Source organism: Candidatus Paceibacterota bacterium (assembly GCA_035452965.1).
Lineage (GTDB): Bacteria > Verrucomicrobiota > Verrucomicrobiia > Limisphaerales > UBA8199 > UBA8199.
Map to the genome: position 1 here is coordinate 33,508 of DAOTCE010000033.1, position 20,524 is coordinate 54,031.

Annotated in this window: 12 protein-coding genes and 1 tRNA gene; 3 read left to right on the plus strand and 10 right to left on the minus strand. The window is 60.4% G+C overall.

Features of this window, described 5'->3' with window-relative positions:
• Nucleotides 1-201: 201 nt before the first annotated feature.
• Entirely contained in the window at nt 202-4,710 is a 4,509-nt protein-coding gene (locus tag P5205_18520; protein ID HSA12358.1) for a cadherin-like domain-containing protein, read from the minus strand.
• 247 nt (nt 4,711-4,957) lie between these two features.
• Between P5205_18520 and P5205_18525 the strand changes: the two genes are divergently transcribed.
• On the plus strand, nt 4,958-6,511 hold the full coding sequence (locus P5205_18525; protein ID HSA12359.1) for a DUF1846 domain-containing protein: 1,554 nt from the start codon (nt 4,958-4,960) through the stop codon (nt 6,509-6,511).
• Between the two features lie 171 nt (nt 6,512-6,682).
• On the opposite strand, the gene P5205_18530 is transcribed toward P5205_18525, so the two are convergent.
• From P5205_18530 to P5205_18565, 8 genes are all read right to left on the minus strand, one after another.
• The gene (locus P5205_18530) at nt 6,683-8,650 is read right to left on the minus strand and encodes an Rne/Rng family ribonuclease (GenBank protein ID HSA12360.1); all 1,968 of its coding nucleotides are present in this window, start codon (nt 8,648-8,650) and stop codon (nt 6,683-6,685) included.
• A gap of 4 nt (nt 8,651-8,654) precedes the next feature.
• Complete coding sequence (locus P5205_18535; protein HSA12361.1) at nt 8,655-9,860, minus strand: FtsW/RodA/SpoVE family cell cycle protein; 1,206 nt, start codon at nt 9,858-9,860, stop codon at nt 8,655-8,657.
• A gap of 5 nt (nt 9,861-9,865) precedes the next feature.
• The gene (locus tag P5205_18540) at nt 9,866-11,863 is read right to left on the minus strand and encodes a penicillin-binding transpeptidase domain-containing protein (GenBank protein ID HSA12362.1); all 1,998 of its coding nucleotides are present in this window, start codon (nt 11,861-11,863) and stop codon (nt 9,866-9,868) included.
• Between the two features lie 115 nt (nt 11,864-11,978).
• The gene (locus P5205_18545; protein ID HSA12363.1) at nt 11,979-12,530 is read right to left on the minus strand and encodes a hypothetical protein; all 552 of its coding nucleotides are present in this window, start codon (nt 12,528-12,530) and stop codon (nt 11,979-11,981) included.
• The gene (gene mreC / locus P5205_18550) at nt 12,527-13,330 is read right to left on the minus strand and encodes a rod shape-determining protein MreC (GenBank protein ID HSA12364.1); all 804 of its coding nucleotides are present in this window, start codon (nt 13,328-13,330) and stop codon (nt 12,527-12,529) included. The genes P5205_18545 and mreC overlap by 4 nt, the downstream gene beginning before the upstream one ends.
• Nucleotides 13,331-13,435: 105 nt before the next feature.
• Nucleotides 13,436-14,461, minus strand: coding sequence for a rod shape-determining protein (locus tag P5205_18555; GenBank protein HSA12365.1), 1,026 nt, complete (start codon nt 14,459-14,461; stop codon nt 13,436-13,438).
• A gap of 524 nt (nt 14,462-14,985) precedes the next feature.
• A tRNA-Met gene (locus P5205_18560) sits at nt 14,986-15,060 on the minus strand.
• Between the two features lie 330 nt (nt 15,061-15,390).
• A complete protein-coding gene (locus P5205_18565) occupies nt 15,391-16,005 on the minus strand; it encodes a hypothetical protein (protein ID HSA12366.1) in 615 nt (204 codons plus the stop codon).
• A gap of 1,235 nt (nt 16,006-17,240) precedes the next feature.
• Here P5205_18565 and P5205_18570 point away from each other — a divergent pair.
• Together P5205_18570 and P5205_18575 are read left to right on the plus strand one after the other, a co-directional pair.
• Nucleotides 17,241-17,762 (plus strand): hypothetical protein, encoded by a 522-nt coding sequence (locus P5205_18570; GenBank protein ID HSA12367.1) that lies wholly within the window; start codon nt 17,241-17,243, stop codon nt 17,760-17,762.
• Nucleotides 17,763-17,776: 14 nt separating this feature from the next.
• Nucleotides 17,777-19,411 (plus strand): phage/plasmid primase, P4 family, encoded by a 1,635-nt coding sequence (locus tag P5205_18575; GenBank protein HSA12368.1) that lies wholly within the window; start codon nt 17,777-17,779, stop codon nt 19,409-19,411.
• Nucleotides 19,412-20,300: 889 nt separating this feature from the next.
• Here the strand turns inward: P5205_18575 and P5205_18580 are convergent.
• A partial coding sequence (locus tag P5205_18580) for a hypothetical protein (protein ID HSA12369.1) occupies nt 20,301-20,524 on the minus strand: 224 nt, incomplete at its 5' end.

Here is a 20,524-nt window from a genome sequence, read left to right on the forward strand (position 1 = left end):
TGCAAAATCAGGCACTTAGCAAAGGCAGGCTACTGCCCCGCCTTTCAATGCTGGGTGAGTGGGTTCCGCAAATCGCTGAGGATTGAGGTTGTATAACACAGCATGACGAGAGCGGTTACCCGTAATCGCTTTGCCGGCGCACAATAAGCAATCTGTCAGTTCAGTCAGTTTGCGGGTGCCTGAAAGGCCAAAGCAACGACCTTACTGTGGGCGGGCGCGATAGAAGCGCCACGGTTGACCCGGTGCAGTTGGATCAATGAACTCCACCAAAACTGCGTCGTTGGTCACCCAGCCTGCCGTGCTCCAGGTCTTCAAGTCCGCACTGGACTGCAGCAGGTAGGTTTCGCCCGGCTCGCCATAGACCAGGCAATGAAACCGGCGATCCGGCAAGACCGAAGGGGACCGCAATTCGAGCCGGTGAACGACGGCGACGGCGAAGGGGTTGAGTAGTGAGCCTCCGGAGGCCAGCACGGCTTGTTCGCCAGTGGTGCCATCAATTTGCACCACGGCGCCACTACCGCCGTTGGCAATCAATACGCGCCCGCCGGACGCCGTGGCAATGCCGGTAGGCAGGCTCAAAAGGTTGTTCGTGGCCAGGACAGTTTGCGCGCCGGAGGCTGGGTCAATGCGCAGCACGGAATCGAAAGAGCCGCCCCCGAACGTGGCCGCATCCGAAACGACCAGCATGCCGTTCTTGTCCATGGCGATGCCGACCGGAGCCACGAGGTTCGCGCCGCTGCTGACGATGGTCTGTGCGCCGGAGGCAGGGTCCAACCGCACGATGCGGCTGGCCTGACCGGCCAACGCGGACAAGTCCGCCACGAAGATATCCCCGTTTGGCGCCACGGTGACACCAGCCGGCAACACCAGGCTGCCTCCCGAGGAAAGCACAGAGATAGCGCCACTGACCGGGTGAACATGTTTAATGCCCTCCACGCCGTCGGCCACCAGGATCGAACCGTCGCGCTCGACGGCAATGCCGATGGGACCAAGCGGAGTCGTGGAGAAGTTGGTGGCGGCGGCGAGAACAGTCTGGGCCCCGCTGGCGGGGTTGACACGGAGCACGCCGCTGAGCTGGTCCACCAACAGGATGGAGCCGGACGGCTCGATGGCGATGCCGTGCAGGTCGGTTAAGAGATTGCTCTCCGACAGAACAAACTGCGCGCCGGCGGTGTCAATCAGCACCAACCGCCGCCCGCTGGCGTCGGCAACCACGATATCCCCCGGGTCCAGATTCGGTCGGATGGTAATGGTGAAGGCGGCGGGGACGGAATCGAGTGTTCCGTCGTTGGCGACAAAGCTGAAGACGTCCGTGCCGATGGCGCCGGGATCAGGGAGGTAAACGAAGGCGCCGGTGGCGGGATCGGCGATGGATACTGCGCCTTTGAGGGAATTGGTGACCACCCGGTAATTCAGCGTTTGGGGTGGCAGGTCGGGGTCTGTGGCCGACAAGAGGCCCTGAAACGGCTGGTCTTCCATCGTCGTTCCTGAACCAGCGAAAGAAGTGGGCGCTTGATTTTCGATGGTAAAGGTGAACACGCCGGGCGAGACCGCGTCCAGTGTCCCATCGTTGACCTGGAACACGACCGTATCGTCGCCGGTCTGGCCGATGGAGGCGGTGTAGCTGAACGCGCCGGTGCTTGTGTCGGTTAGAACAAGTGTTCCTTTGGTGCCGTTTGTCAACACACGAAATGTCAGTAGCACGGGCGGGCAATCGGTGTCGGTCACGCTGAACACACCGTTGAAGGTCGCGTTAAGCCCGACGTTGGCAGTTCCGTTGAACGCAACGGGAGGATGATTGGCAGGGGCAACGTTAATGCGGAAGGTGTAGGTGGTATGTTCGCCCGTGGGAGTTACGCCACCGTCCGGATCGGACACATTAAAGGTGAAATCGTCGTTAGTGGCGCAGGCTCCGTCGTGCAGATAGCTGAGGCGGTCCAGGTTAATGTCCTCCTGGGTGAATGTGTCGCCGGCCAGCAGGTTGGTGCCGTTTAATCGGAGCCACCCATGGTGGGGCGGCCCGCCCATTCCTCCGGGAGCAACCGTGTAGGTCAGTTGCGCGGCGGGGTTTTCGGCATCGCTGGCCGCCAGCAACGTGTTTCCGACAATCCGCGCCGCACCTTGCGTGGTGTACAACGGGTCGTTGCGATCAAGCCGCGGCGGATTGTTGACCGTGAGCAGGAAAGGTTGACTGCTGGTCGCGCCGCCATCCGTGAGGGATACAGTGACAACGGTCTTTCCGGATTGGCCGGCGAGCGGGTAAGCGCGGAGAAAGGCCGCATTAGCCGCCGTGCGCGTGATCGGGATGTTGCCATTTGGCAGGAGGGCTTGGTTGGTTGAGACACAGGGCAGGATGGACACCGACGAAGCCCCCGTTTCCGCATCCGTGAAGGTGAAGTAAATCGGGCCAACGGAGGTGTTTCCGGGCACTGACACATCCGCAAACGGTCCGCTGGTGAACACCGGCCGGGTGTTCTCGTAGAAGAAGCCGCCGGCAAAAGAGGTGTAGGCCGTGCCGCCGCCGGCGGGTGTGGATTGGGCGTCGTAGAACTCCAACGCCGGATAATAGGGGCCGGACAACGAGAACGACGCCTCGAAGAGCATGTTCGCCTGAAAAACCAGATCCGGAGTCACCACCAGCACCGCACCGATGTTGTCGGGGAGCCCCAAACCCGCGGCGTTCATCAAGGACAGCGGAGCGTCATAGACATCTTTAACGCGCAGCGTGAACCGCGTGTAAACCGTCGTCATGTTTGGCGGCAACCGGGTCTGGCCCGTCCAGACGAGGACCCCGCCTGGCAGATCGGAGAGATTGGAAGCGTAGCTCAGAATTTCCGCCGGAAGATACGGCTGCGGGAATGGCGACCGCACGAACGAGAGGCGCACCCCCTGGTTGGTGGCTCCCCAATAAACCACCGCCGAATTGGCCAGTGCCACGTTATAAAGATACCAGGTTTTGCCACCGGTCCGCCCGATGGCGCCTTCATCAGGCGAAGATGATTCTGAGAAGGAACAGTCAAGGGGCGGAGGGAAGAACGGGCCGGCAATGATCGAGTCCGTCGGCCGCACCACGAAACCGCCGGCGCTGGCTCCCACACCGCCAGGACCGGCCACGACAATCTGTCCGTAGGCGGTTCCGGCCGGAACGACCGCGGTGATCTGGTTGTCAGAAACTACGGTGAACTCGGCGATAATCCCCTCAAATCCCACATAGGTGACCCCGGTCAGGTTGCTGCCTGTGATCGTCACGATCGTGCCGGGGGTGCCGACGACCGGCGAAAACGAGGAAACGACCGGCCGCGCAGCCAGGGTGGTGAAGGCGGCATCCGTGCCGTCGGTGCGGAACACGACGTTGCTGGCCACGAGGCGGTAGTGGTAGGAGGCCAAATGGGTCAGATTGCTGATCGCAGCACTCACAGTGACGGCGCTGGAACCGCCGGCAAGGGGCTGAACCGGTGTGACGTTTCCATAGCTGGTCGTGGCACCCCACTCGAACCAGGCCGTGGCGTTGGTGCCGTGCGGATTCACCGTCCCTCTTAGAGTGGCCTTCCAAGCGCTCACATTGCTGGCGGCCAGGGTCGTGACGGTTGGGGGCAGCAGCAGGGTCAGGGTGGCAACACTGCTGGTGGCGCTGCCGTAATCGTTGGAGATGATTACCCGGTAATCGCCAATGCTGGACGGTTGCGCGTTGGTTATCAACAGCACGTCGTTGGTCGCCCCAGCCAGGTTGGCGGAGTTGAATTGCCATTGATACGCAAGCACACCCGGGCCCGTCGCGGTGACGACGAACGTGGCGTTGGAGCCGAGAGGGACATTCTGGTTTTGCGGTTGCTCGGTAATGATGGGAGACGAAATGGTCAGCGCCGCGACACTGCTGGTCACGCTGCCGGTTTCGTTGGTCACAATTACCCGGTAATCCCCGACGTAGGACAACTGCACGTTGGTCAACGTGAGGCTGGCTCCAGTGGCTTCGCTCAGGTCGGCGTTGTTGAACTGCCACTGATAGGACAGCGAGCCCAAGCCAACGGCCGTGACCGCGAACGTGACCTCAGACCCAATGGCGACGCCGCGGCTTTGCGGCTGCCCTACAATCACCGGCGATTGCGTGAGGGAAAAGTCGTCGCAAAAATAGCTGCCGCTGCCGCCAGGGCCGGATGCGTTCAGCGAGACCTTGTTGAAACCAATGTTCTCGTTGGTTCCGGAAAAGAGGACCGCACCATCCAGCGTGACGATCTGGTTGGTGGGGCCGGTGGTGATGGAAAACAGGTGCCAGCCCGGAGCGCGGGCGCCGACAGAGCCGCTGCTAATGTGCGAGTTCCAATAATAATTGCCGTAGTCCCAATCCTGCACCCCGATCGAAGCGCTCTTCGCCGCGGTGGTGTTCTCCAGGACAAAGGACGCATAGCAATAGAACACGCTGTCATAGAACCACACGCTGGCAGTGCCGAATTCCGCCTCCGCAAAGACATGGTTCAGGCTCAGCCCCAACTGCCCGCCGGTCGTGCGCGTCATGCGGACAGATTGCGTGCCGGTGTGAGGCTGGAGCGAGGAGGGGGCGATGGTGCCGTTCTGTTGCTGCGCCGTCCAGAACGGGTCCAGCGCGGCGCCTTCAAAACCGTCGTTAAAAGCTGTCGCAGCCTCCGCGCACAGGGGAAGCGCCAGCGACAATAACAGAATCCTCGTCTTCAAGTTTCGTGCAATCGTCTTCATGGTCTTGTTGAGTGGTGCCGACGCGGGTAGGCGATTTGAATCAGAGGGCCACAGCCCCCTGTCTTTTTTTCATTATCAGCGGTAGCGCCAACATCGCTGTGGATGAGGAGCGTGGATGGAGGGGTTTGTGGATGCAAGGGATTTCTACAGCCAGAAGCAATTCCAGTTCATTAAAGTACAGAGTGTCAGCAACTCCAAGATGTCTTTGATATTTGGTAGCTTTCCAAAGGCCGCAGAAACCCCTAGGATGAAGGCGATGGCGATTCAGCAGAAGGAACAACCCATGGCCGCAACCACCGGTTTCGACAACGAGCGCTACCTGGAGCAACAGAGCGCCGCGATTCTGCAGCGCGTTGACGGTGCCAACCAGAAGCTCTACCTCGAGTTCGGCGGCAAGCTGCTGCTGGACTATCATGCCGCGCGGGTGCTGCCCGGTTTCCAGCCCGAGGTGAAGATGCGGCTCTTGCAGCGGCTCAAGGACCGGGCGGAGGTGGTGTTGTGCATCTACGCGGGGGATATCGAGAAGAAGAAGATGCGGGCGGACTTCGGGATCACCTATGACACAGACGCGCTCAAGACGATTGACGAACTCCGGGAATGGGGCGTGACGGTGCGGGCGGTGGTGATCACGCGGTTTGACAATCAGCCGGCGGCGGTGGCCTTCAAGAACAAGCTGGAACGGCGGGATATCCGCGTCTATACGCACCGGGCGACGAAGGGTTACCCGACGGACGTGGACATGATTGTCAGCGAGGAAGGCTATGGGGCAAACCCGTGGATTGAGACAGAGCGGCCGATCGTGGTGGTCACCGGGCCGGGGCCGGGGAGCGGAAAGCTGGCCACCTGCCTGTCACAGCTTTACCACGAGCACAAGCGTGGGCGAAAGGTGGGCTACGCCAAGTTCGAGACGTTTCCGATCTGGAACCTGCCGTTGAAGCACGAGGTGAACGTGGCCTACGAAGCCGCGACCACCGAGCTGAAGGACGTAAACCTGATTGACCATTTTCATCTGGAGGCCTATGGGCAAACGGCGGTCAATTACAACCGGGACATCGAGGCGTTTCCGCTGCTGCGGCGGATCATTGAGCGGATCACGGGCGAGCCGTCGTTCTACAAATCGCCGACGGACATGGGGGTGAACCGGGCCGGTTTCGGAATCGTGGACGACGGGATGTGCCGGCAGGCGGCCCGGCAGGAAATCATCCGGCGCTATTTCAACTACGCCTGCGAGTACGCGATGGGGCTGGTAGAGCGTGATTCAGTGGAGCGGGTGGAGTTGATCATGCGGAACCTGGAACTGAGCACGACGGATCGCCGGGTGGTGGCTCCGGCGCAGGAGGCCGCGCGCGCGGCGCAGTCGCGGGGCAAGGGGAGCGACGGTTTCTTCTGCGGTGCGGCCATCGCGTTGAAGGATGGGAGGATTGTCACCGGCATGAACTCGCCGCTAATGCACGCCGCCTCGAGCTTGGTGCTCAACGCGGTTAAGATGCTTGCCAACATTCCGGATACGATTCATCTCCTGCCGACTAATGTGACCCGGTCGCTCAGCCATTTCAAAACAGACGTGCTCAAGGGAAAGGTGACCAGCCTGGACCTGGAGGAGACCCTTATCGCGCTGAGCATCAGCGCCCTGATGAATCCGGCCGCGGAGGCCGCCATCGAACATCTAAAAGTGCTCCACGGTTGTGACGTCCACCTCACGCATATCCCGTCGCCCGGTGACGCCGCCGGTTTGCGCAAGCTCGGCGTGAACGCCACCAGCCAGCCGGAATTCGCCTCAAAGTACCTATTTGTGAGCTGACGCGGAGCACGATTCCGCCTGGCCTCTCCCGAGAGGACGGTTGGATGGGCACCCTGGCAGCGGCAAGCCGCGTCCTCCCGCTTGCGCCACCGCATTAGGGTGGCGCAACAACGGTCAAAGCTGCCGCTCGCAATTTTGCGCGCGGCCAAGGGCAGTAAGGAGTCGCTATGCTCAGCCGCCGGCGCTGGCCAGCTCTTCATTCGTCGCGACGTTCACAATCTTGAACTGCTCGGCGTGAAGAGAAGGTTCGGCGCGGAAGGAGAGCTTGCCGAAATAGCGCTTCTCCATCTCGATGAGGTGCTTCTCGTCTTCGGTGCGGAGGCGTTCGAGGATGGTCGGGTGCACGACGATGCGTAACTGGAAATCCGACTCGTCGCGCGAACGGCGCTTCAGGATTTCGCCGAGCTTGCGCTGGATCTCGACGCTCATTGTGAGTGCGCTTTTGACTTTGCCGCGGCCTTTGCAGTAGGGGCAATCATCATACACGGCGGCATTGACGCTCTCGGAGTGGCGCTGACGGGTCATTTCCATCAGGCCGAGCTGAGAGATGGGCAAAACATGAGTCTTGGCTTTATCACGACGCAGCCCCTCCTTCATGCGCTGGTAGACCTGTTGCTGGTCACGGCGGGACTTCATGTCAATGAAATCGAGCACAATAAGTCCGCCCATGTTGCGCAGGCGAAGCTGGCGGCTGATTTCATCGGCCGCCTCGAGGTTCACCTTCAAGATGGTGGATTCCTGGTCTTTGCCGCCCTTGTGGCGGCCGGTGTTGACGTCAATAGCGACGAGCGCCTCAGTCTCGTCCACGACGATGTAACCGCCGCTCTTCAAATGAACCTGGCGGGAGAAAGCGTTCTCCAGTTGCCGGGTAATGCTGAAGCGGTCAAAGATCGGTTGAGGGTCGCTGTAAAGGATGATCTTTCCGGCGGAACGCTTGGAGATTCTGGAGATCAAATCCCGCATCCGGTCGCACGCCCTGGGGCTGTCCACCACAATGCGCTCGACGTCTTCGGTTAGGAAGTCGCGCACGGTGCGCTCGATGAGGTCCGGCTCCTGGAACACGCAGCTGGGCGGCGGTTGGGATTTTATGCGCTCCTGGATCTGGTTCCACTCCTCGAGGAGCAGGGCGAGGTCGCGCACAAAGTAGCGTTTTTGCTGGCCTTCGCCGGCGGTGCGCATGATGACGCCCATGCCGTCGGGGATGGCCAGATCGCGAAGAATCTTCTTGAGCCGCTGGCGCTCCTGCTGGTTCTCGATCTTGCGGGAGATGCCGCTTTGGTCTGAGTTCGGGAGCAGGACCAGGTAGCGTCCCGGGAGGACCAGGTTGGTTGTCACCCGCGGGCCCTTAGTGCCGATCGGGCCCTTGGTCACCTGGGCGATGATGTCGCTGCCGGGCGGGTACAGGCGCGGGATGTCCTTTTGCGTAATCTTGGGTTTGTCGCGCCGCTTCCCCGGCCGATCAACAATCTCGACGCCGCTGTCGAAAGCATTGGGCACAATATCCCAGTAATGCAGGAAAGCGTTTTTCTCGAATCCGATATCCACAAAGGCGGCCTTGAGACCGTCTTCCAGGTTTCGCACCCGGCCCTTGAAGATGCTGCCGACCAGCCGTTCCTCGGTCGTCCGCTCGATGGTGAATTCCTCCAGCCGGCCTTCTTCGGAGACCGCGACGCGGGTTTCGAGCGTCTCGGCATTGATGACCACTTCCTTGTGGATGCGTTTGACTGGCTTGATCAGCCGTTGGACCTTCTTGACGAGCGTGTTCGCCGCGGCGCGGATGGTTTCCACAATTCCCTTCGGCGGGTCCTTAACGGGCACTGGGGAGAAGGGTTTGTCTTCCTGCACCTCGGCGGGAGTGCCCGGGTGAGGTTCTCGGAAACGGCCTTTGCCCGGGCCTTTCGCCTCCGGCGTTTCTCGCGGCAGACCTTCAGGTGGCAGGCCCGCGGCCACGTTTTCAGCGCGCTCGATTTCGTGCGCATGGCGGTGCTCAAAGAGCTTCTCAGGCCCGGCGGGCTTGCCCAATGCCTCGGCGCGAGCTTGCATGGCTTCGCGATCGGAGTGGGGCTGTCCATGGCCGAGCCCGCCGCTGGGGCGAAAACGCATGCCGCGCCGTCGCCGGGAAAAACTTCTGTCACTCATAGGTTTAATATGCCTTTCGATAGATAAACACGTTTTGCAGGATGCCCATAGCGATCAACGAGCCGAGCACTGAGGATCCGCCGTAACTTAGCAGCGGCAGTGGCACGCCCGTCACGGGCATTATCCGAATGTTCATGCCGATATTGATGAATACATGGCTGAAGAGCAGGGTTACCACGCCCACCGCCATCAACTTGCCCAGGCGGTCGCGTGCCTGGCCGGCGATTCTGATTCCTGTGAACAGAACCACTCCATACAGCGTGAGCACGGCCACGCTGCCGACAAAGCCACTCTCCTCGGCAATGACGGAGAAGATGAAGTCGTTGTGCGCCACTGATCGCGGCAGGTAGCCGAGGGCATTCTGCGTGCCTTGCCGCCAGCCTTTGCCCGTCAACCCGCCCGAGCCGACGGAGATCAATGCCTGCCGCATGTTGTGCGTGTAATCGGCCTGCTGCTGGCGCAGGCGTGCTCGATCCGCCTTGGACGCGCCGGGAGGCGGAGATTCCTCTATGCCGAAGTACACCAGCAGACGGCGCCGCTGATAGTCTTCCAGTGTAACCTGCCAGTTCTTTGGCGCGAACAGCACATCCACCAGGAACAGGGCACCCAGGATTCCGACCCCGCCGACCAGCCGCAGGAGGTAGCGCCTTGGAATGCCGGCCACGAACAGCATGGCCAGCCCGGCCGGCAGCAGTACGAGGGCCGAGCCGAGATCCGGCTCCTTCAGAATCAGGATGAACGGCACCATCATCAGGCCGAGGGCCTTCAGGAAGATGGACACCACGCGCAGCTCCTCAACCGGGCGACTCAGGAAATGCGCCTGGGCCAGGATGAAGGCGAGCTTGGCAAACTCGGATGGCTGCAGACTGAAGAGGCCGAAATCAAACCATCTCCGCGCGCCGAAACGCACCGTGCCGAAAAGAAGCACCATGACCAGCAGCGCCATGGCTATCCAATAGGCAACCATGGACCACCGGGCCAGCGTGTGATAGTCCACGCAGCAGAGAGCCGCCGCCGCGCCCATCCCGAGCACATACCAGAGGACCTGCCGGAACCAGCTCTGATTGTACCAGGGCGCCAGCCGAGCCGATTCGCTCACCATCGTGGCGCTGTACACGAACGCCCCGCCCAGCAGCATCAAACCCAGCAGTGCAGCCAACTGCAGCCGGTCAATGCGCGACGGACGTTCGTTGAGGCTGACTTCAAACATTGTCGTTAAAGCGCTTGAGCCATGGTTGCGACTTTGCCATCACCGCCCTGGTAGCATGCCTGAATTGCGGTGTAGATCTTCTGGGCGATCGGGGCACTGGTGGCCGCGCCGGAAATGCCGCCTTCGACCATGGTCACGACGGCGAAACGGGGCTGGTCGTAGGGCGCAAAAGATATGAACCAGGTGATGTGGTTCACCAGCGCACCGGCGGCATTCTTCACTTGGGCGGTGCCCGTCTTGCCGGCGATCTTCAGGCCAGGGACGGCGGCCTTGACGCCGGTGCCGTCGGCATCCTCAACATCCGCCAGCATCGCTTCCCGAACGATTTCCAGGTTGCGCGGCTTGACCTGCAGCTCATTTCGCACCCGGACTGTAGGGAAGTAATTCGTCGGCCCGCCGAGCATCGGGTCCATGGGTTCGATGCGGTCCACGAGACGCGGCCACAAGACCTTGCCGCCGTTGGCGATGGCGGCTGTTGCCACGGCCATTTGGATTGGCGTCACGGCCATTTGGCCCTGGCCGATGCACAGGTTGCCGGTGTCACCGTCGTACCAACCCGAGCTGACGGTCTTGAGGCTGGGGAAGATGCCGCTGACTTCCTGGCGGGTGGGAAGCCCGGTTCGCTTGCCAAGCTGGAAACGCTGGCCCAACTCGACGATGTTGGAGATGCCCGCCACGTGCAGGCCGTTATGGATAAAGTAGGCGTTGCAGGAGGCCTTTATCGCGCGGCGGAAGTCATAATCTCCCGGCGTGACCAGGTCGCCAAACCGTTTCCTGCCCACATAGATGTAGCCCGGACTATGCACCGTCGCGTGGCGGTTCAGCCCCGCTTCGAGGCACGCCAAACCGATGATCGGTTTGAATATCGAGCCCGCGGCATAGTTCTCCTGGGTCGCCCGGTTCTTCTCGGCTCCCAGTTCGGTGATGTGCCGCCACTCGGCATGCGACAGGCTGGGAATGTAGGAATTGGGATTGAAGCTCGGCGATGACACCAGCGCCAGAACGTCCCCGTTGCGCGTATCGAGAACTACAGCGGCACCGCGGGCGGCGGGTCCGGCAACTTGCAGGGCCTGCTCGGCTGCCTGCTGAATGCGCAGGTCAAGAGTGAGCACCACATTGGAGCCGGGCTCAGCCGGAATCCAGACATTCTCGGTCTGGCGGTAGCCCATGTTGTTCACCAGAACGGATTTCGCGCCGGCCATGCCGCGCAATGCTCTATCGAATCCGAACTCGACCCCAACCGTGCCGCGGTAATCTGGAAGGCGGAAGGAGAAGAACGCTTCCTCACCCTCCACCGAGCTGTCATCCCGCCGCAAATGGCCAAGGACATGGGCGGCAGTAGTGCCGTGGGGGTAGAAACGGGTGGACTGAACCTCCAGATCTACGCCCATCGGGTTGGTGGACTGTTCCTCGAAGCGCGCGATTTGGGTGGAGTTCAAATCCGTAACCACGGGGTAGGGCAGGGCAAGGCGGGTCTCATAATGCCGGGCGAAGTTGGTGGCATCAATGGAGAGCGGCTGGCGGAGTCGCAGGCTGACCTGCTGCACCACATTGCTGGCGACCTCGTAGCGCGCCTCCCGCCGCACCCGGGCTTTCTCCTTCAGCGTGTACAGGAACTGCTTTCGTTCTTCGCGGGTGAGTTCTCGATTGAGCTTCCGGCTCAATTCCTCCTGCTGCCGCTTCAGCTCGCTGCGGACACGCGCCGCCTTTTCCGTATAGGTGGCATCGAACGCACCGCGCAATTCCTCAAGGTACAAACTGATATTGTAGGTGGGCCGATTCTCGGCCAGAACAACACCGTTCCGGTCAAGTATCCGGCCGCGCACGGCGGGAATGCGCACGGTGCGGAAAGACTGGGTCTGCAGGTTTGCCTGGTAGTCGCGCGCTGACACCACCTGCACCCACCACAGGCCAATGAGCAGGACGCCCATGGCGCACAGCACTACAAACGCGAGCAGCCGCAACTGCGGATCGTCCTTCTTCAGTTGATCGAAGATAAGCATCAGCTTGAAGTGGAGTGAGGCAGTGAGTGAATGCCTGGGTGATGGGGTGAGCGCCTGCCCGGTGCTGGCTCGGCCATTGCTCCGGAATCCCAATATCCTGATAAGCCGCGAGTGATCATAGTCGTCCCCTCCGGATTTCCCGGTCGGGCCGGAAGCTGCTCTGCGTATCGGCGTGATGGACCAGCGTGCGCTGCAGCCACCCGAACAGCTCGAAAAAAATGGGAGTCGCAATGGCCCCGCCCAGGCTCAGGACAATCAGTTGCCAAAGTGTGCCCCAACCCAGCAGCGGCGCGCGGGCCATTGTGAGCAACAGCAGCAGCGTCAAGACCGGCGCCGCCGCGCTGGCGGCCAGGCCCAGGACCACCTGGGCAAAGATCTGGTCGCGCAAAATCAGCTCGCGTTTCAGGTGCAGCGCCAGTCCAATTGCGAATAGCGGGAACACCGTCACCCCAAGGGGGTTGGCGGAGAGGGAGTCAAACCAGAGTCCGCCCAAGAGGGCAAGCAGCGTCACGGTGGTGAGACCGGTGCAGAGGCTGGCATAGACCATGAGTGGCGGCAGCAAGTCCACCTGTGCGCCGAATACATGGCGTATGCCGCCAAACGCGGCTTCCCAGAAGACGGCCAGGTAGGCCGCAACAAGCACCAGCGCTGTGTGAAGCCAGTTCATGGAAACATCACCCACACTTCCTCCAGCGAGTTCAGGTTTGCCGCCAACTTCACGCGCGCCTCGGTGCGCGCGCCGTAGTCCACCGGCTGCACATCCACGATCTGGCCGATTGGAATTCCCTTCGGGAATATCCCCCCCTCACCGCTGGTAATCACCAGTTGCGCCGGTTTGAGATTGGCGGTGCGGGAGAGATAACCCAGCACCACGAGTTCGGTGTCCAGCGGTCCGGCTGCGCCGACAACCCCGATATCGCGGGTTTCGTTCTCGACCCGGGCCGAGACTTTGCAGTTGGGATCACCCAGGAGCGTGACTTGGGAGCGGGTGAGGCTGACTGAGGAAATCCGCCCGACCAGCCCCTCAGTAGTCAGCACTGGCTGGTTCACTCGCACATTATCACGGCTGCCAAGATCAATCTGAAGGGTGCGCCACCAGTTGGCCGGTTCGCGCAGGACTACCCGAGCCAGCTTGAGCTTCCAAGGCGCCTGCCGCTGCCAGCCGACGTGTTGGTGCAACCGGTCATTCTCGCGGGCAATCTCCTCGGCCTGCATGGTCTGCAGCTTCAGCCGCTGGTTTTCCCGGCGTTGGCTTTCGAGGAGCTTGAGCAGTTCCCGCCGCGGCACAATAGCGTCGCCCGCGGCGCCGGCTACGTGTGGGGCGGAGCCGGCCAGGCCGAACAGCGGGACAAACAGGCTGCCGACAGTCAACTTGAGCCGGGCTGCCGTCGGCGCTGGCAAGTTCAGGACCAGCAGCGTCAGCAGCACAACCAGACTCAATGCAATGTAATGTGGCCGTCTAAACATCTAAACAATCGGCAGTGGGCAATCCGCAGCCGGCACGACGCAAATGGCCCGCAAAAGCGGATCACCGTTTACCGATTACCAGCGACTGATGACGACAGGAGGGAGCTAATTGGAATTGGAGGAGACGCGCTTGAGAAACTGGAGTTCCTGCAACACCCGGCCGGTGCCTTCAGCAACCGCGCTGAGCGGGTCGTCGGCGATGTGGACCGGCAGGCCGGTTTCTTCGGCCACCAAACGGTCAACGCCGCGCAACAACGATCCGCCACCCGCCATGACTATGCCGCGGTCCACCAAATCGGCGGACAGCTCCGGCGGACAGCGTTCGAGGGTGATGCGTACAGACTCCAAAATGCTCGACAGCGGCTCTTGCAAGGCTTCGCGAACCTCTTCGGAGCGGATGGTCAGCGTTTTCGGCAGACCAGCGCTCAAATCGCGTCCCTTGACTTCCATTGTTAGTTCCTGCTCCAGCGGAAAAGCTGAGCCAATTCGCATCTTGATTTCTTCCGCTGTGCGTTCGCCTATCATCAAATTATAGGCCCGTTTAATATGCGCCACGATCGTCTCGTCGAATTCGTCTCCGCCCACCCGCAGGCTGCGGCTGAAGACGATGCCGGCCAGGGAAATGATTGCAATCTCGCAAGTCCCGCCGCCGACATCTACGATCATGTTCCCCGCTGGCTCATGCACCGGCAACCCGACGCCGATGGCCGAAGCCATCGGTTGTTCGATCAAATACACTTCCCGGGCGCCGGCATGAGTCGCGGAGTCCTTAACCGCCCGCTTTTCCACTTCGGTAATACCTGAGGGAACCGCGACGACGACGCGCGGCGCAATCAGTTTCCGATGATGGACCTTTTGGATGAAATGGCGCAGCATCGCTTCGGTAATCTCGAAATCAGCGATCACGCCATCTTTCATGGGCCGAATGGCCACGATATTCCCCGGGGTACGGCCGAGCATCCGCTTGGCCTCTTCGCCTACGGCCAGGACGTTGGTCGTCCCGGCTTGAATTGCCACGACCGAGGGCTCTCGCAAAACAATGCCCCGATCCCGCACGTAAACGACAGAATTGGCCGTCCCCAGGTCTATCCCAATGTCATTGGAAAACAGGCTCTTAAGTTGCGCAAACATGAATTCTGCCTAACAAGCCGCGAGATTATGGGTAACCCTCCCCCGCAGTCAAGAGTATTAACCAACCTTTTTGCACCGCCCTTGGTTTCGCAGTTGCCCGCACTTCGCATTGTTCCGGCAAGCCTGTGTAGAGGTTAGGAACTAGTCCGGTAGCCAACCCTGCTGGGAACCTCTAAAACGCTGGGGCCACCGGTGCCGTCCTTCGCAGTCCTGCCGAAAGCCTGGCAATCTGGATCGACGTCACCTGGAACCGTACTACGCCGCGCAAGGGAGCCTCACCGTATACACGCAATATCCACACCGTCTCCACACCGTGGATACAGCCTTGACATCCTTGGGGAATTCCGGCGCAACCCGTTGTCCTTGTGGCGCTTACATCCAATACGACACAGACGGGGCTTCCGGAGGCTAGCAATCCGCACAGCCGTTGCACCTGCGCCCCTGCCATGAGTCCAACTGCATCCCGGGACGAACCTTGGTGAAGCTTGACCTCAATTCTATGAGGTCTTCGAAGCCTTCGAAGCTGGTGCCAGAGGAGGGATTTGAACCCCCGACCAAAGGCTTATGAGTCCTCTGCTCTACCCCTGAGCTACTCTGGCAACCAACGATAGTATCCGTAAATTCCAAGTGTTTGTCAATGCGAGAATAGCCTTATTTTACAGGGTTTTTTCGATGTTTATGAAAAGCCGTCGAGGGCTCTTGGCGACTGCAACAAAGTGCAGGCGGAGGAAGGCAAAAGAAACCAGAACGGCGAATTTGGCAAATAATTTGGCAAATCCTAGGAGGGATCGAGACCGGGGCTATGACGGGTCATGAAGGGTATCGGCAAAGGCCGCGGGAGAGGCCGAGCGATGCCGACGCAGGTGGGGACACCGGCAGCGGGTGCGGTATCTGCGCCTCTTTGCCGCCAGCGGGAAAGTTGCCGGGGCCTATTTCCTGAGGCCCTTGGTCGTCTTGCGCGGATGAGGGGCTGGTTTGGCGCGGTGTGGCATCGGGATAATTTTGGTGCTCCGAGCTTCATGGATGCGGACTCTCCCTGAGAGTTCAGCGTTGAGCTGGCGCAGAAAGTCGAAGTACATCGTGCCAACCGCTTCTTCCCGGCGATTATCAGTTGCCGCTTGGGCCAGCAAAGCCTTCCATTTCTGGAGCAGGTCCTCGTAGCCGGGAAATCTCTGCGCAACCTCAGTGATGGCGGAAGTCAGGCGATAGCTAAGCAACTGCACTTGGCCGCTCTTGTGCGCGGCCAAGGCCGCCCGGAGCATAAGGGCAAAACAGAGAGCAACGGTCTTCCCGGCGTCGAAATAGTTCGGGATGAACCGGTCAGGATCGGATTGGTCGTTGGCCCGGGTGCGCTCGAAGGTTTCCACAGTGTAAGGTTTGCCGGCCGTGTCAATCGGCGGAGCGGCGACGTCGCCGCGCATCAACCAGTCCAGGGAGATACCGGTCTTGGTCACCAAGCACACGGCGAGTTTCTCGCTAAGTTTCAACTTGTTGAGCTCAATGGCCTGAATCGTTGGCCGAGAACACTCGGCCAAGTCAGCCATCTCCTTTTGTGTGAGTCCCAAGAATGTTCTGAGGACAGCCAACGTGTGCAAACGGGATGATGGACGCATATGGTGAAAGAATAGCATGTACGCAAAGTCGATCAACATTTTTCTTGGAAGGAATATGCAAACGAGATATGTTTTGAGAAGACGTGGGCGGTTCCGTGGAACCGGGTGCCGCCCGGTGGAAGGCCGGTGAAGTCGGCCGTCAAAATGATGGAAAGGAAAGTGATGCAGAAGATGGTAAGTGAAAATGACGTGAGGGGAAAGCTGCTCAACGCACAGCAGTTGCTGGATGCGTTGTTCGAAACGGAGTGTCGGCCCAGCATGCGATGGTTGCGGTCCCAGACGAAGGCAAGAGCGATCCCGCATATTCGCCTTGGTCACCTGGTGTTCTTCGACTTGGAGATGGTAAGGAGCGCACTGGCCGCACGGAACCTGGTGAGGGGACGAATGGTGCCGTCAGGCAACAGGGACGCACAATGACGCTGGCATTAGCCAAGCCCGTTTTGATAGCACCGAAGGGCTGCACCGGGATGACCGTTTTCGCGCGAGCGCAGCGGTATCTGAGCAAGTGCCCGCCGGCCATTAGCGGGCAACAAGGACACAAAACCACGTTTCGAGTTGCGTGCAAGCTCGTACATGGTTTCGCGTTGTCGGCCGAGGAGGCGCTGGGGTTGCTGCGGGTATGGAACCAGACCTGTCTGCCGCCGTGGTCGGAAGCGGAATTGCGTCACAAGGTTGTGTCGGCAATGGCGAGCAATTCGGGCAAACCTCGGGGTTATCTTCTCCACGGGAGCGGGAGTGGGTGTCGCGCGGCAGTTGCTCGTCGGCAAGCCAATGGTCGTAGGCCGGTGACGACCGTTTCTGCAGCCGCGCGTCCCGCCAAGGTGGTTTTCGTGCCGGAGATACTCAGGCGCGTAGCAGCCCTGACGCCGAATGTGGATGCAACCTTTGTGGAGGAGCGTTCGCCGTTGTGTCCGGAGACGCAGACGCCGGCGAGTTTCCTGCACCATTTGTACCGCCCTGGAGAGTGCGTTGTCGTTCTAGAGCGAAGGGATTCTCAGGGCGTGATTGTGGAACGCACTGAGGGGCCCTACGACGCGGGCTGTCTGGACTATCTCGTGAACGGGCGACAAAACGGGGTCTTATTCCTGGTCAATCCAGTCGACGGGAGGTTTCATCCAAACCCCAGGTCGGGTGGGAAAGGATCCTGCCGAAGCGAGGAGGCGGTTGTGGCATGGCGTTTCCTGTTGCTCGAGTCGGACGAGGCGACGGCGCGGGAATGGCTGGCCGCGCTGGTGCAGATGCCGCTGCGGATTGTGGCGATCTACAGCTCGGGCAGGCGTTCAATTCATGCGCTGGTAGAGGTGGATGCGAGGAGTAAGGCCGAGTGGGATGAGATGGCCTCGCAACTCAAGCCATTTATGATGGTGCTGGGTGGTGACCATAAGGCGATGAAGGCGGTGCAGTTGAGCCGGCTGCCGGGGTGCTATCGGGAGCAGGAGGGACCACCGGGGCCTAAGGGGCCTGTTCCCAGGAAGCGCTGGGTGGATGAGCCGTTGGAATTTGATGAGGCGGGTGATCCGATTTGGACGCCGCCCGTGCGCGCCGACGAGCTGCCAACGAATCTTTGGACAGGAGGGCAATTGCAGGAGTTGTTCTACCTCAATCCCAACCCAGACCTGACTCCGATCTGGAAGCGGGTTACGCGACGGGAAGTGCATGAGAGGTGGCTGGCCGGTTTCAGAACGTGATTATGGGTGAAGCAATGACGACATCAGTTGAGACGACAACCACGACGGTTGCCGACCACGACGTTAGAGCCAACGGGAGCGATCCTCAGGTCGCGGGTTTCAAGGCCTGGGCTGAGGGTAACGGGGTGGTGGTGCCGGTGGCGCTGCCGGGAATGCCTGACGCCTGGTTTGACGAGAGGTTCCCGGGCTTGCGGGAGCAGTATGGTCCGGCGGTGTTGCTTGGTTTTCCGCCCAAGCAGAAAGACGATGAAGAGACTATGCCGCTGGTCAAGGACCTGTGTGAGGATTTTTTGGCAGCGACGTTGGGTGAACTGGGCACCCCCATGGCACCGACAGTGTTCATGGCGGTCGAGAACCGGTTTTACACCTACGACCCCAATGCGGGCATTTTCGCGGAGGTGCGCGAGCCGAAGTTGATCGCACGGCTGAGCCAGGAGTTGCTTATGTGCGCGAATGATTGCTCAGAACAGTGCGACACGACGAATCTGAAATTCAGGTTCAGGGATACTGCGGATCTGCGGGGAGTGGTGAATCGGGCGCGTGGGCTGTTGGAGGTGGGCAATGACTACTTTGAAACCAGCCTGCAGGAGTACATCGCCTGCCACAATGGAATGCTAAGACTGGCCGATCGGGAGGTGCTGCCGTTTAACGCGTCATACCGACGGCGCAACAAGCTAACAGTTGACTATGTGAAGGGGGCCAGTTGCCCGATGTTTCTGGATTTGCTGATGCGGCCGGCGCTCAGTCCAGAGGAACTGGACCTGCTGCAACGCTGGTGTGGGCTGGCGCTGATTGGGGTGAACCTGGCACAGCGCATGATGGTGCTAACGGGGACGGCTGGTGGCGGCAAGGGCACGTTCATCCGGGTGCTGCGGGGAATTATCGGAGCCGACAACCTGGCGACGTTGCGCCCGATGTTGCTGGGCGAGCGGTTTGAGGTTGGGAGGTTTTTGGGCAAGTCACTGCTCTACGGTGCGGATGTGCCGGAGAACTTCCTGAGCTGCAAGGGAGCCTCATCGCTCAAGTCGTTGATTGGTGGGGACCCGATGACCCTGGAGTTCAAGGGGAGTAATGAACGACCGGAAATCGTGTGCCGGTTTAACGCAATTGTGACGTGCAATTCACGGCTGACAGTGCATCTGGAAGGAGATGCCGAGGCGTGGCGACGGCGCCTGGCGATCGTGGAGTACAAGAACCCGAAGCCGCAGAAGGTGATCACGGACCTGAGCGAGCAAATCCTGACCAAGGAGGCTCCGGGTGTGCTCAACTGGATGTTGGAAGGGCTAGAAAAGCTGCGGGCGGATGGGTGGAACCTGCAATTGAGTGATGGACAGCAACGTATTGTAGATGATCTGCTGCTCGAATCTGAGGGCGACGTTGTGTTTGCCCGGGAGTGTTTGCATCGAGAAGAAGGCGCGTCGCTGACCGTAGCGAAGTGTTATGAGGGTTATGTCGCCTTCTGCAACGAGCGTGGATGGGTGACGATGCCACGGAAACGGTTCAGCAACGTGATTGGGGACACAGTAACGCGCCAGTTTGGCCTAACGCTGCGGCATGACCTTTCGGATGACAATGGGAAGAACCAGCGAGGCTGGCGAGGGCTGATATGCATGGGGACAGGGCCAGACAAGACGGAGGTGTATGTGTGAGCTGACCAGTTGGTTGGCTCGGACGGTTCGGACGTATCTTTTGAAGTCAGGGGGGAGGTTGGACCAGGGAGGTGTGCCGGACGATCCGGACGGATGTTCTCCAGTCGGTGTGAGAAGTGGGCAAACCAGTGGCGTGGTTTCCGGACGATTCGGACGGATCTTTTGTACACGGCTGCATAGAAATTGGGAGAAGTTTATTTTTCTTATAGAACTGTGTACCAAAGATGCGTCCGGATCGTCCGGGGATGGAAACGGAGGCTAATGACCTGGTGATTTGGAGCGTGCGTTTAGTCAAAAATGGAGAGTCGAACAGTTGGCCAGCGTTGCCTGAAGCTGGAATGTGCGGAAGTGGCTGCTCAGACAGTAGTTAATGGCCAAGCCTGGGATCCGGGATGGTTAGGCAAGAGTGGGGTAAAAGTAGGGTGAAACCAGGGAGGCGGTAGTTTGTGCGCACTTTCTGGTGCCGCCACAAATGCAGCAGGCGATGGGGGGGCAAGAGTTCGGTGAAAGTTCGGTGTTTGGCGGTGGACCGAAAGTTGACTGAAAGTGCACCATCGCGCCGGGAGCCTGAGAATGAGACTCACACACACGGGCCTTTGGGCCGTGTGTGTGAGTCTCGGAATCGTGCGATCTGGCATTTGGTCGAGAATGGAGTTCTGGGCCGCTAATAGGCCAGTAATCGAGCTGGAAGGGCCGTGGAGGGGTTATCGATAGCGGTTTTGGGCGGGTGGCTACCTCGGTAGCCGCCGGAATGCCGATGCGCTGTAGCGCGTTTTGCGCGTTCTCTGGCGAAGACCCCTTGGGCATGCGGAAGGGGTCTAGCATTGGGGATGGGTGGGCTGTGTTCGCGAGCGAAAAAAATCCCTGACCGGAGCCAGGGATGTGAGACCTATGCGGCCACCGGCTGGGGTTCGGGCGCGGGGGTGGTCTCGGGGTCCGTGCCGGACGGGCCACCAGCGGCGGGGCGGGGCCTGGTGACGCCGGCGATGAACCGCTCGGCCAGCTTGGTGGCACTCTCCAGGGAGCGGCACGGGTAACTGCGGACGTCCTTGAAGGTGGTAAGGGTGACCACGAAGGTGAGGACGCCCCGAGCTGGATTGCGGGGAGCGATGG